This is a genomic window from Methylobacterium sp. J-078 (assembly GCF_022829285.1).
In the GTDB taxonomy this organism is placed as follows: domain Bacteria; phylum Pseudomonadota; class Alphaproteobacteria; order Rhizobiales; family Beijerinckiaceae; genus Methylobacterium.
This window is the reverse complement of record NZ_JAKSYI010000060.1, coordinates 149,448-161,661: the sequence shown is the minus strand read 5'-3', so window position 1 is coordinate 161,661 and position 12,214 is coordinate 149,448. Positions and strand designations below refer to the sequence as shown.

The following is a 12,214-nucleotide window of genomic DNA, read 5'->3' as shown; positions in this document are numbered from 1 at the left end:
GACGGATCAGAGCGCACCCTGGGGCAGCTTCAGGCTGCCGGTGAGGCCGGGGCCGCCGAGCAGGCCGCCCTGTCCGCCGCCGTTCTGGGCCTGGGCCTTGGCCTGGGCTTCCATCTTGGAGGCCTGGGCGGCGATGCCGCAGATCTTCGTCTTGATGCCCGAGACCTTGTTGTGGTCGGCCTTGAAGCCTTCCGCGAACGAATCCGGGATCGAGCACCATTCCTTGTTGGCGGTGATCCACTTGAGGCCGGCGGTGCCGTTCGCCTGGAGCTTGCCGAACAGGGCGCAGGCCTCGGCCGGCGTCATCTTCTTCTTCGAGTTCGAGGCGGAATTCGCCTTGGCCACGAGGTCCTTGCGGGCCTGGAGCGTCTGCTGGATCGCGCCGCATTCGGCGGCGGCCCCTTGCGCGAAGGCCTGGCCGCTGGCGAGGGCCGTGCTGAGCACGGCCAGGGCCGCGATGGTCTTGAAAGACATGCGTTGAGATCCTTTCTCCCCCAATCCGCACGCTCGGTGGGCCCGGGCCCGTGATCCATGGCGGACTTGCTGATTCGTGTCGGGCCGCACGCGATGGTTCCGTGCCGCCCGTCCTTGCTCTCGTTTCGGCATAGGAATGTGGCGTCTTTCGAGCCGCAAACGCCCGGCCGCGATTGCGCGGGGATCGGCGGCGTAATCTACGCGCGTGTTGCCGACCTGCATCACCCCGGGCCGGGCACGCGTTGACAGGGCGCGGGCGGCGCGCGACCACCCCGGCCATGGCTGCCTACGACTTCACCGCCCCCCGCCTCCACGTCGCGGCCGATCTCGGACCCGGCGCCGTGCTGCCCCTCGACCGGGCGCAGGCGAACTACCTCCTGAACGTGCTGCGGCGCGGGCCCGCCGACCCGGTGCTGCTGTTCAACGGCCGGGACGGCGAGTGGCGGGCGGAGATCGCGCCGACGGGCCGCAAGAGCGCCAACCTCGTCGTGCGCGAACGCACACGCGAGCAACCGCCGCGCGCCGACCTGCAATACCTGTTCGCACCCTTGAAGACCGCGCGGCTCGATTACATGGCCCAGAAGGCGGTGGAGATGGGCGCCGGCACTCTGCGGCCCGTGATCACCCGTTACACGCAGGCCGAGCGCCTGAACCTCGACCGCCTGCGCGCGAATGCGGTGGAGGCAGCCGAGCAATGCGGCATCCTCGGCCTGCCGGACGTGCCCGAGCCGGCCAAGCTCCCGGCCGCGCTCGCCGATCTCAACCCGTTGTGCCTGCTGGTGTTCTGCGACGAGGACGCGGCCGTCTCCGATCCCGTCGAGGCCCTGCGGCGCGGGGTGGCCGACCCCGCCGACCCGCCGCCGCTGGCGGTGCTGGTGGGACCCGAAGGGGGCTTTGCCCCGGAGGAGCGGGCGCTGATCCTCGCGCGGCCGAACACCGTGGCGCTGTCCCTCGGGCCGCGCATCCTGCGGGCCGACACGGCGGCGGTGGCGGTGCTCGCTTTGGTGCAGGCCGTGCTCGGGGACGCTCGCTGAGAGGCGGTGTGGCGCGTTGTTCGCGCCGGTTCCCTGGCCTATGAGGCACGATATCCCGACAGGGGCCACGCCGCTGCGGTCCGGTGCGCCTCTCCTCCGTACGACCTTCTGCACGAGGCAGCGCATGGCGCGCGATACGTCCGACACGACGCCCCTGACCACCCGGGACGAACTCATCGCGTGGTTCGCCGAGGGCGAGAAGCCGCGCGCGCGCTTCGCCATCGGCACCGAGCACGAGAAGGTGCCGTTCTACCGCGAGGGCCACCGTCCGGTGCCGTATGCGGGTCCGAACGGCATCCGCGCCCTCCTCGAAGGGCTGGCCCGCGACACCGGCTGGGAGGCCATCGAGGATGCAGGGCACCTGATCGGCCTCGCCGGTGCCGAGGGGGGCGCGATCTCCCTGGAGCCCGGCGGACAGTTCGAGCTCTCGGGCGCGCCCCTGCCCGACATCCACGCGACGGCGGCCGAGCTGCGCACGCATCTCGACGCCACCGCCCGCGTCGCCGATCCCCTCGGCATCGGCTTCCTCGACCTCGGCATGAGCCCGAAATGGACCCGGGAAGAGACGCCGGTGATGCCAAAGAGCCGCTACAAGATCATGGCGGGCTACATGCCGAAGGTCGGCACCCTCGGCCTCGACATGATGCTCCGCACCGCCACCGTGCAGGTGAACCTCGATTTCGCCTCGGAGGCCGACATGGTCGCCAAGATGCGCGTCGCCCTGGCGCTCCAGCCCGTGGCCACGGCGCTCTTCGCCAACTCGCCCTTCACCGACGGGCGCCCCAACGGTTTCCTCTCGCGCCGCTCCGAGATCTGGCGCGACACCGATCCGGACCGCACCGGCATGCTGCCGCGCGCCTTCGAGCCGGGCTTCGGCTACGAGGCCTATGCCGACTGGCTGCTCGACATGCCGATGTACTTCGTCAAGCGGGGCGAGACCTACCACGACGTGTCCGGCGCCTCCTTCCGCGACCTGATGGACGGGCGCCTCGCCGCCCTGCCGGGCGAGCGCGCCACGGTTTCGGACTGGGCCAACCACGCCTCCACCGCCTTTCCGGAGGTCCGCCTCAAGCGCTTCCTCGAGATGCGCGGTGCCGATGTGGGCGGTCCCGCGATGATCGCCGCGCAGGCCGCCTTCTGGGTCGGCCTGCTCTACGAGCCCTCGGCCCTCGCGGCCGCCTGGGACATCGCCAAGGGCTGGAACGCCTGCGACCGGGAAAACCTGCGCGCCACGGTCCCGCGCCTCGGCCTCGCCGCCCGCATCGCCGGGCGCCCCCTCGGCGCCGTGGCGGCCGAGGCCCTGGCCATCGCCCGCACCGGGCTCGCAGCGCGCGGCCGCCGGGACGCCCAGGGGCGCGACGAGACGCAGTACCTCCAGCCCCTCGAAGCCATCGTGGCCGCCGGCCGCTCCCTCGCGGAGGAGCGCCTCGCGGATTACGAGGGCGCCTGGCAGCGCTCGGTGGAGCCGGCCTTCACCCAGTGCGTTTTCTGACCGGGCCGCATGGCTTCCGCCCGGGCCGCCACCCTCGCATGTGTTCGGCCACACGAGGGCGAATGGCTTGACAGTGGCAGTCCGGGAACGGATCGCCACCTCTGCCGTTTCCAGGGTGATTCAACCCTGTGACGGAGAACGCTCGCATGTCGCGCATCTTGTCCCTCGCTCTCGCCGGAACCACCGCCGTCGGTCTGTCGGCCGGTTCCTTCACCGCGGCCCAGGCCGCGCCGATGCCCGCCCTGAACGCGGCCCAGGTCGCCGGCGGTAACGCCAGCGTCGAGAACGTCCGCTACCGCGGATACGGATACGGCTATGGCCGCGGTTACGGCCGTGGCTATTACGGCGGCTACCGCCGCGGTCCCGGCGTCGGCGGCGCCCTCGCGGCCGGCGCGGCCCTCGGCATCATCGGCGGCGCCATCGCGGCCAGCCAGGCGCCCCGCTACGGCTACTACGACGGTGGCTATGCCGGCGTCGGGTACGGCGGCGGCTACGGCTATGGCGCACCCGCCTACGGCTACTACAGCGCCCCGGCCTACGGGTACGGCTACCCCGCCTACGGCTACGGTTACTGAGAACCCTGTGGCGGGTGCCTCCCCGGCACCCGCGACGCCCCGTCCGTATCCCGCTTCCGGCCTCGCCCGGGGGCGGGATTTTTTCGGTCAGGCCCTGTAGACCGTCCGCCGGCGACACGCAGTCGGTTCGGCTGCGACACGCGGGAGGTGCCCGGTGCAGGATGACGGCGCGATCACCCATCTCGATCTCAGCGGCCTGAAGTGCCCGCTGCCCGTCCTGCGCACCGCCAAGGCGCTGCGCGGAATGGCTCCGGGCAGCCTCCTCACCGTGATCTGCACCGATCCGATGGCCGCCATCGACATTCCCAATCTCGTGCGCGAGGCGGGTGACGCACTGGTGCGCCAGGAGCGCGGATCGCACGGCCTGTCCTTCACGATCCGCAAGGGCACAATCCGCGAGGGCGTGGCCGAAATCCCGCAGGTGCCGCCTCATTGATGCGACAAGCCGCTGCTAGATCGCCCTCGACTTGGCTGCTCTCCGCGAGCGGCCCGCCGAGGGGAGAACAGCATGGCGCCCATCATCCGGGGCACCCGGATCGTGCATGACGGCTGGAGCCGGTTCCTCGTCGCGGAAGTGACGATGGCGGACGGCACCCGGCTCGCGCGCGAGATCGAGGATCACGGACGCGCCGTGGCGGTCCTGCCCTACGACCCGGACCGCCGGGTCGCGCTCCTCGTCGAGCAGTTCCGGGCTCCGGCCCTCTACGCGGCGGGCATCGCCAGCGTCCTCGAAGTGCCGGCGGGTCTCCTCGACGAATCCGAGCCGGAGGAGGGCGCCCGCCGCGAGGCTTTCGAGGAGACCGGCCTGCGCCTCGGCGTCCTGGAGCCCGTCACCTGCGGCTGGAGCATGCCGGGGATCTCGACGGAGCAGATGGACCTGTTCCTCGCTGCCTACGCGGCGGCCGACCGGATCGGCACCGGTGGCGGCCTGACGAGCGAGAACGAGGACATCACCGTGCACGAGATGCCGCTGGCCGATCTCGCTGCCATGAGCGATCGGGGCGAGATCACCGATCTGAAGACCCTGGTCCTCCTCCTCACCCTCCGGCTGCGCCGGCCGGAGCTGTTCTCCGGAGCGTGAGGCACGCGAACTCAGCAGGAATCCGGATTGCTCCGGGCCCGGGCACCGACCGGGCCGAGGGGCGCGGCGTCGGCGGGTTTGCTTGCGCCGTTCCGGAACGCCCGGATGCCAATCCCGACCAGCCGCCAGGATCGCACGAAGTAGCGGCGAAACAGCCGCCGCGGGGCGTGCAGGAAGCGGAAGAACCATTCCAGCCCCGCCCGCTGCAGGAAGACCGGCGCGCGCGGCACGAGGCCGGCGGCCACGTTCATGGCCTCGCCGACGGCGAGCACCACGGGCGCGCCGAGTGCCGCCCCCTGGCGGTCGACCCAGATCTCTGAGCGCGGCGCACCGACGCCCAGGACGAGGAGCGTGGTGCCGTGCGCCCGCACGGCCTCGGACAGGGCGCGGCTGTAGGCCTCGTCGGCCTCGAAACCGTAGGGCGGCACCGTCGTGGCGATGGCCTGGCGGCCGATGCCCGCCGCGACGAGGCGCTCGGTCAGGTGGCGACCCACGGCCTCGGTGGCGCAGACGAGGTAGAGCCGCTGCCCGGCGGGCCAGGGCGGCGCGAGGGCCGCCGCGACGAGATCGTGCCCCGTGACGCGCCTGGCCGACCGCGCGCCCCGCAGGCGGGCGAGCCAGACCAGGGGCATGCCGTCGAGGGTGCGGGCGACGGCGCCGTCATAGGCCTCCCGGAAGGCCGCGTTCTCCGTGAGGGTGACGACGTGATCGAGGTTCGCCGTGACGATGAGGCGGGGCCGTGTCGCCGGCTGGGCGGCGGCGAAGCTCAGAATGTCGGCGGCGCTCCCCGGCGTGAAGGCGATGTCGAACAAGCGAACGTTCATGCGGGTCTCGCCTGCCGGGTGGGGCGTGTCGCCGAGGAGGCCGGATGCGGATCCGATCCCGGCGCGGGTCGCGCTTTGGGAACGACCCGGCTCGCGCGGGCGAAGTTCCGAAGAAGGCGTCGATACGTCCGAGAGGGCGGTCCCTGGCTCAGGCATCGACGGCACGGAAGCTGCGCGCGCCCGGTAGGGGAGCGGCGCCCGGGGGGACGGCGCGGCGGCGGTCGCGCCGGGCGCCGCGCGCCAGGGCGATGGCGGCCCCGAGGCCGAGCCCCAGCAGCAGCGCGACCGGCAGGACCACCTTCGGCGAGGGCGGCCAGGTGCGCAGCCGCGGCGGCGTCGCCGAGGAGATCACGCGCACGTTGGAGCTGTTGAGGCGCTCCTGCTCGTTGGTCTCGCGCGAGCGGCGCAGGAAGGTCTCGTAGACGGAGCGGCGGGATTCCACCTCGCGCTCCAGTTCGCGCAGGCCGACATTGGCCCGGTCGTTGCCGGCGGTCTCGGTCTTGGCCCGCTCCAGGCTCCGGCTGACGGCGGCCTCGCTCGCCACCGCGCGGTCGTAATCCTTCTGCGAGGTGTCGATGATCCGCTCCTTCTCGCGCTGGATCAGGCGCTGGAGGTCGCGCTGCTGGGCGTACTGCTCGGCCATGGCGGGGTGGCGCTCGCCGAGGCGGGTGGCGAGTTCGGCGGTGTTGCGGGAGAGCGCGGCGTATTGCTGCCGCAGGTTCTGCATCTCCAGGGATTGCAGCATCTCGGGCAGGGCCGTGCCGGCCTCGCCGGTCCGCATGCGCCTGGCCTGTTCGAGGCGGGACCGGGCATCCGCGGTGCGCAGGTTGGCGGTGACGAGCTGCTGGTTGAGGTCGCTGAGCTGCTGGTCGCTGAGGAGGCGCCCGCTCGTGGTCACGAGCTTGTTCGTCTCCCGGTACTGCTGCACCTTGCGCTCCGCCTGCTCCACCGCCTGGCGCAGGCCGGCGAGGCGGCCGGAGAGCGCCTCCGAGGCGCGCCGCGCCGTCTCGGCCCGCGCGCCCGCCTCCTCGGCGAGGTAGGCCTCCGCGATGGCGTTCGCGATCCGGGCGGATTTCTCCGGATCCCAGGTCTGGACGAAGATGTCGATGACGAAGGTGCGCTCGGCCCGGCGCACGCCGAGCTTCAGGCGCAGGGTGTCGAGGGCGAGGTTGACGGGATCGCGGCTCGCGGCCGGGGGTTCCATGCCGAGGAGGGCCTTGAGCCGGACGATCAGCGGATTGGTCGAGGGGGGGACGACGAACTCCTCGTCGTCGGCGAGGTCGAGCCGTTCCACGACCCGGCGCAGGACGTTGTCGGACTGGACGACGCGTGCCTGGCTCTCCGCGATGGAGACGCCGCTATCCGCCTGCGGCTGCCGGTTGCTGAGGTCGTTGGCGATCACCGGCAGGTCGGCCGGGTCGACCAGGATCTGCGTGTTCGCGGTGTAGTTCGGACGCGCGAGGTTGAGCAGCACCACCGCCAGGGCCACCGTGACGAGGCCGCCGAGTAGGATGTACGCGCTGCCGCGCCAAAGGCGCCGCAGGATCGCCCCGCCGTCGAGGGGGGCCTCGCGTTTCCCCATCAGGACCGGTTCGCCGCCGACGGGGCTTCCGAAGTCGAACATCTGTGTCGTCTCCCGCCTCGACCACCCGCCACCGGCGCGGACCGAGTACCACCCTGAATGCACCTGTCCCGTTCCGCAGCGCCATCCGTATCAAACCGGGACCGGAACGGCAGGGATCGTTACCGATGTGTTAAAGGTCGCACCTGGCATGCCAAGTCGGCGGATTGGCGCGTCCACCGGTGATCGCAGTCCGCCCCCTGCTTGATGTTTTGGCTCTCACGCCGGCCCGGCGGAGTGGGGCGCGGCGACGGTCGCGTCGGCCTCCGCATAGGCCGCCCGGCCGATCGCCAGGAAGCGGGCGAAGCGCTCCGCATCGGCGCCGGCCAGGGCGTTCCAGCGCGCGACGTTCGCCCGCGCGGCGGCCGGGGCCGCCGCGAAGGCGCTCCGCGCGACCCAATCCCGGATCGCCGCGGCGGCGCGCGCGGGGTCTGCCGGATCGATGAAGAGGCCGGATGCACCGAGCACCTCGGCGAAGACGGGCCCGTGCGGGGCGGCAACGGGCAGGCCGCCGTGCTGCACCTCCAGCAGGGGCAGGCCGAGGCCTTCCGCCTTCGAGGTCGAGATGAGGAGGTGGCAGCGCTCGACGAGCCTGCGCAGTTCCGCGTCCGCGAGGTAGCCGTGCAGGGTAAGAAAAGGCGGCGGCGCCGACAGGAAGGCGTGGCGTCCCCATCCGACGCGCCCGACCACGTGCAATTCCGCGGGCACGCCCGCCGCGTTGAGGGCGGCCACGATGGCGATGGCGGCCGGATAGTCCTTGCGCGGCTCGATCGTGCCGATGGCCAGGAGCCGGAGCGGTTCGCCCGGGCGGGGCGTCGGCGGGGACAGGTCGCCGAGGCCGAAGACGTCGCGCACCCCCGGCCGGAGGAGAGCCACCAGGGCGTCGGGCGCGCAGAGCGCGCGCAGGGCCGTGCCGGTGGTGCGGGAATTGACGAGGAAGCAGCGGCCGAACCGCATCGCGAAGGCGAAGCTCGGCACCATGTAGAGCCGGCTCTTCCAGTTGAGGTCCTGCGGGCGGTCGAGGAGGAACGTGTCGTGGATGTAGGCGATGCAGCGTGTCCCCAGCAGCGTCGCGATCGGCCCGGGCGGAAACCCGGGGAAGATCGCCAGCGCCCGGCGGTCGCCGAGCAGGCGCAGGGGCAGGCCGATCTGCTGGGCCAGGATCATGCGCGCCACGCTTCGCGAACGGACGGGTACGACGGCGTGGGGGCTCAGGCGCTCCGGCCCGAACAGGTCGATCGCCACCCGCTCGATGCCAGTGACGGGGCCGTGCAGATGGGTGTGGTCGACGTAGATCCGGCGCGGGCCCGGGGGGCTGGCGGCCGTCATGGCGCGCTCCGCCGAAGCCCGGCGCGCAGGCGGGCGGCGCGGTAGAGTCCCCGGCGCAGCCAGAGCGGCATGCCACGCCCGATGAGAGCCTGCTTCAGCCGGCGCGCGGCGCGGATCGCCGGGCCGGAGGGGCCCGGGACCGTGCCGCCGCGCCCGGGTGCGCGCTCCCGCGCCATGGCGAAGTGCGCGAGCATCTCGGGGCGGAAGCGGATGCGCCCGGTCCCGGCGCCCGCCGGCCGCAGGCCGTGCGCCACCAGGACGTCGTTGAGCTGCATCACCGCCGCCGCGTGGGAATGGCGGCCCTCGACGGCGATCCGCCCGAGGGCGCCAAGGCGGGCCCGCGCCGGTGCGTCGGCGATCAGGGCCCGCAGGGCGGCCTCCAGGGCGCCCGGCACCGGCTCGACCAGATGTCCGGAAATGCCGTCGATCACCGCCGTGGTCAGGCCCGTCGAGCGATAGGCCAGGGTGGGGGTGCCGCAGAGGGCGGCCTCCACGGGGGTCTGGCCGAGGGTCTCGTCGCGGCTCGCCGTGACGTAGAGGTCGCAAGCGCCGTACCAGCGCGCCAGGGTGTCCTCGTCGCCGATCGGCCCCGCCGCGATGAGCCCGGGCAGGCCGAACGCGCCCGGATCGTCGAGGCGCCCCACGGCGACGAACCCGATCCCGGGTTCGGCGATCCGCCGCAGGATCGCGGCGAGTTCGGCCGCGCCCTTGCCGGGTGCGTCGGCGATCACGGCGGCGAACATCACCAGGATGTCGTCCGCCGGCAGGCCGAGGTCGCGCCGCAGGGCTGCGCGGTCGCCGGGCCGGAACACGCCCGCCGGAAAGGCGAGGCCGATGCGTCCGACCCGGGTGCCGGCCGGCGCGAGGTGGCGCGCGACCGTCTCGGTCCAGTGGGAATTGGCCAGGAGCAGTGGCGCGTGGGGGCCGGCCAGGACCGCGCGCTTGTCCGCGTAGGCGCGCGCGATCCGGTTCGGCGCGAGCTGCGGATAGGCGTCCGGCGTGGGGCAGCGCGCGTCGCATCCCGCATCGATCAGCGGGCAGGCGCCCGGGAAGGCGCAGCGCCCGGTCAGCGGAAAGAGGTCGTGGAGCACGGCGGCCACCGGCACGCGCCGCCCGAGGTCCTCGAGGATCGCGGGGCTGCGGGTCGCGCCGTGGAGGTTTCCGGCCAGGACCAAGTCGAACCCGCCGCCTTCGATTGCCGACACCGTGCGGGGGAAAGCCGAGGTCCATTCCGCGGCGGCGGGGGGCGATTCCGCCGCCAGGGTGAGATGGGCGACGGCGTGGCCCGCCAGCGCCAGGGCATCTGTGAGGCGGCGGTGCCCGATGCCGGCACCGCCGGCATAGCCCCGGTCGGTCAGGCTGGCGATGCGCAGGCCCACCGGCATCGGCGCGACCGCGTCCCCGGGCGCGTGCTGCAGCAGCACCGGACGCCCGACGCGGGCGAGCCGCGCGCCCTGTTCGGCCAGGCGCGGCCAGAGCGCGGCGACCGGGTGGGCCGCGCGCGGATCGAGCCCCCCGGCGCGCGCCACGCAGGCGCGGGCCAGGAGGATCTCGCCCCCGGTGAAGGGGGCGAGATCGCCCTCCGGCGGCGCGGGATCGCGCAGGGGACCGGCGGGGGCCGCGCAGGCGTCGAGGCCGAGGAGCTTCGCGCTGAAGACGAGGCGCAGGCCCGCCACGAGGTCGGCCCCGCTCAGGGTCATCTCCAGGCAGAGGGCCGCCAGGGCGCCCGGCGCCAGCAGGTCCCCCGGCCGCAGGACCATCAGGGCGTCGAAATCGGCTTCAGTGCCCCACGCCGCCGGCTGCAAATCACCGGGCGGCACCACCGCGTGCCGCAGGTTCGGATAGGCCTGTCCGTGGACGGAGGCGCGGGTGGCGGCGAGGCCCGGCGCGTCCGGGCAGGCCGGGGTGAGGATGCGCACGCGCGGCCAGGGGGCACCCCCGGGCAGGGCGGGCCAGGGCGTCGCGGAGGCGGGCGTGCCGAAGGGCCAGTCCGCGACGCCGTGGGCGGCCGGCCCGTAGGCCGAGCCCTCCGCGTCCGGCGCCGTCGTCACCGGAGAGGCTTCGCGCGGGTTCGTCACGTGACGTCGATCGTCCCTCGTTTCCGGCCCGCGCGGATCGCGCTGCCGGCCGGTCGCCCGGACCATGGCGGCGAAGGACTGAATCTTCCGTGAGTCGCGCCGCGTCCCCGCTCAGTAGCCGAGGGCGCAGCCGTCCTTGCGCGGATCGGACCCGGCGGCGCGCATGCCGGTGGCCGGGTCGATCCAGATGATCTGGCCGCCGCCGATCGGGACCGGGGCCGGCACCGTGAGGTGGCCGCGCGCGGCCAGCCCCTCGGCGAGGCCGGGCTCGAAGCCGCCTTCCAGCTCGATGCCGCCGCCATAGGCGAAGCTGCGCGGTGCATCGAGGGCTTCCTGCACGTCGAGGCCCCGGTCGATGATGCCGGTGAGCAGTTCGACATGGCCCATGGCCTGGTAGTGCCCGCCCATCACGCCGAAGGGCGCCACCACCGCGCCGTCGCGCATCAGCATGCCGGGGATGATGGTGTGCATCGGGCGCTTGGACGGCGCGATGGTGTTGGGGTGGCCGGGCTCGACCCGGAACGAGAAGCCGCGATTGTGCAGCAGCACGCCGCTCTCCGGCGCCGTGATGCCGCTGCCGAAGCCCTGGAAGATCGAGTTGATCAGCGAGATCGCGTTGCCGTCGCGGTCGACCACGCAGAGATAGACCGTGTCGGTGTGGCGGATCTCCGGCCACAGCACCGGCTCCTGCGCACGGGCCATGTCGATGGCCCCATGCGCCCGCGCCTGCCAGGCCTGGGACAGGAGGTGCTCGACCGGCACGGCATTCACCACCGGATCGGCGAAGAGCGCGTCGCGGTGGTGGTAGGCCTGCTTGCAGGCCTCGGCGAAGAGGTGGACCCGGTCGAGTTCGGAGAGCGCGCCGATATCGTATTGCGAGAGCACGTTGAGCATCATCAGGGCGGCGAGGCCCTGGCCGCTCGGGGGGCACTCGTAGACGTCGTAGCCGCGATAGCGGGTCGAGATCGGCGTGACGTATTCGGGCGCGGCCGCCGCGAAGTCCTCCAGCGTGTGCAGGCCGCCGCGTTCGCGCAAGGTGCGCACCATGTCCTCGGCCACCGGGCCTTCGTAGAAGCCGGGTGCGCCGTGCTCGGCGATGCGGCGCAGGGTGGCGGCGAGCTTCGGGTGGCGCATCGTGGTGCCAACCTTCGGCGCCTCGCCGTCGACGAGGTAGGCGGCGGCCGAGCCGGGATCGGCCCGGAGCTTGTCGCGGTTGCGCGCCCAGTCGTAGGCGACGCGCGGCTGCACCGCGTAGCCCTCCTCCGCATAGCGGATCGCGGGCTGGAGAAGCTCACCGAGACTGCGGGTGCCGTGGTCGGCCAGCAGCCGCGCCCAGGCCGCGACGGCGCCCGGCACCGTCACGGCGTGCGGCGAGGTCGGCCCGATGGCCACATCGTTCGCGACGTACCAGGAATCGTGCGCGGCCGCCGGGCTGCGGCCGGAGCCGTTCATGGTGATGGGGACGGAGGCGCCCTTCGGTGCGTAGAGGGCGAAGCAGTCGCCGCCGATGCCGGTCATGGCCGGCTCGACCACGCCTTGCACCGCCACGGCCGCGATGGCCGCGTCGACGGCGTTGCCGCCCGACTTCAGGATTTCGATGGCCGCCAGCGAGGCGAGGGGATGCGAGGTCGCGACCGCGGCGTTCGCGGCATAGACGGGCGAGCGGCCCGGTTTCGAGAAATCTCTCACGGTGTCGGGTCCTCGAA

Annotated in this window: 11 protein-coding genes; 5 read left to right on the top strand and 6 right to left on the bottom strand. The window is 73.1% G+C overall.

Annotated elements, in window-relative coordinates:
* Nucleotides 1-6: 6 nt before the first annotated feature.
* The gene (locus tag MKK58_RS08860; protein ID WP_243911723.1) at nucleotides 7-474 is read right to left on the bottom strand and encodes a hypothetical protein; all 468 of its coding nucleotides are present in this window, start codon (nucleotides 472-474) and stop codon (nucleotides 7-9) included.
* Between the two features lie 278 nt (nucleotides 475-752).
* Between MKK58_RS08860 and MKK58_RS08855 the strand changes: the two genes are divergently transcribed.
* From MKK58_RS08855 to MKK58_RS08835, 5 genes are all read left to right on the top strand, one after another.
* Complete coding sequence (locus MKK58_RS08855) at nucleotides 753-1,508, top strand: 16S rRNA (uracil(1498)-N(3))-methyltransferase (protein WP_243911722.1); 756 nt, start codon at nucleotides 753-755, stop codon at nucleotides 1,506-1,508.
* Between the two features lie 124 nt (nucleotides 1,509-1,632).
* The gene (locus MKK58_RS08850) at nucleotides 1,633-3,000 is read left to right on the top strand and encodes a glutamate--cysteine ligase (protein WP_243911721.1); all 1,368 of its coding nucleotides are present in this window, start codon (nucleotides 1,633-1,635) and stop codon (nucleotides 2,998-3,000) included.
* A gap of 146 nt (nucleotides 3,001-3,146) precedes the next feature.
* Nucleotides 3,147-3,575, top strand: a complete 429-nt coding sequence (locus MKK58_RS08845) for a hypothetical protein (protein ID WP_243911720.1) — start codon at nucleotides 3,147-3,149, stop codon at nucleotides 3,573-3,575.
* A gap of 154 nt (nucleotides 3,576-3,729) precedes the next feature.
* Nucleotides 3,730-4,011, top strand: coding sequence for a sulfurtransferase TusA family protein (locus tag MKK58_RS08840; protein ID WP_243911719.1), 282 nt, complete (start codon nucleotides 3,730-3,732; stop codon nucleotides 4,009-4,011).
* A 72-nt stretch (nucleotides 4,012-4,083) separates the two neighbouring features.
* Nucleotides 4,084-4,656, top strand: coding sequence for an NUDIX domain-containing protein (locus MKK58_RS08835; protein ID WP_243911718.1), 573 nt, complete (start codon nucleotides 4,084-4,086; stop codon nucleotides 4,654-4,656).
* Between the two features lie 11 nt (nucleotides 4,657-4,667).
* On the opposite strand, the gene MKK58_RS08830 is transcribed toward MKK58_RS08835, so the two are convergent.
* The 5 genes from MKK58_RS08830 to ggt all read right to left on the bottom strand — a co-directional run bounded on the left by MKK58_RS08830 (nucleotide 4,668) and on the right by ggt (nucleotide 12,197).
* Complete coding sequence (locus MKK58_RS08830; RefSeq protein ID WP_243911717.1) at nucleotides 4,668-5,480, bottom strand: WecB/TagA/CpsF family glycosyltransferase; 813 nt, start codon at nucleotides 5,478-5,480, stop codon at nucleotides 4,668-4,670.
* Between the two features lie 148 nt (nucleotides 5,481-5,628).
* A complete protein-coding gene (locus tag MKK58_RS08825; protein WP_243911716.1) occupies nucleotides 5,629-7,104 on the bottom strand; it encodes a GumC family protein in 1,476 nt (491 codons plus the stop codon).
* 216 nt (nucleotides 7,105-7,320) lie between these two features.
* Nucleotides 7,321-8,430, bottom strand: a complete 1,110-nt coding sequence (locus tag MKK58_RS08820) for a glycosyltransferase (RefSeq protein WP_243911715.1) — start codon at nucleotides 8,428-8,430, stop codon at nucleotides 7,321-7,323.
* Nucleotides 8,427-10,508, bottom strand: coding sequence for a glycosyltransferase (locus MKK58_RS08815; RefSeq protein ID WP_243911714.1), 2,082 nt, complete (start codon nucleotides 10,506-10,508; stop codon nucleotides 8,427-8,429). Before MKK58_RS08815 ends, MKK58_RS08820 begins: the two co-directional genes overlap by 4 nt.
* A gap of 111 nt (nucleotides 10,509-10,619) precedes the next feature.
* On the bottom strand, nucleotides 10,620-12,197 hold the full coding sequence (gene ggt / locus MKK58_RS08810) for a gamma-glutamyltransferase (RefSeq protein WP_243911713.1): 1,578 nt from the start codon (nucleotides 12,195-12,197) through the stop codon (nucleotides 10,620-10,622).
* Nucleotides 12,198-12,214 lie beyond the last annotated feature (17 nt).

Coding starts and splice junctions, on each gene's coding strand:
- MKK58_RS08825 (WP_243911716.1), bottom strand. CDS start 7,104: ATGTTCGACTTCGGAAGCCCCGTCGGCGGCGAACCGGTCCTGATGGGG.
- MKK58_RS08860 (WP_243911723.1), bottom strand. CDS start 474: ATGTCTTTCAAGACCATCGCGGCCCTGGCCGTGCTCAGCACGGCCCTC.
- MKK58_RS08850 (WP_243911721.1), top strand. CDS start 1,633: ATGGCGCGCGATACGTCCGACACGACGCCCCTGACCACCCGGGACGAA.
- MKK58_RS08830 (WP_243911717.1), bottom strand. CDS start 5,480: ATGAACGTTCGCTTGTTCGACATCGCCTTCACGCCGGGGAGCGCCGCC.
- MKK58_RS08855 (WP_243911722.1), top strand. CDS start 753: ATGGCTGCCTACGACTTCACCGCCCCCCGCCTCCACGTCGCGGCCGAT.
- MKK58_RS08835 (WP_243911718.1), top strand. CDS start 4,084: ATGGCGCCCATCATCCGGGGCACCCGGATCGTGCATGACGGCTGGAGC.
- MKK58_RS08845 (WP_243911720.1), top strand. CDS start 3,147: ATGTCGCGCATCTTGTCCCTCGCTCTCGCCGGAACCACCGCCGTCGGT.
- MKK58_RS08820 (WP_243911715.1), bottom strand. CDS start 8,430: ATGACGGCCGCCAGCCCCCCGGGCCCGCGCCGGATCTACGTCGACCAC.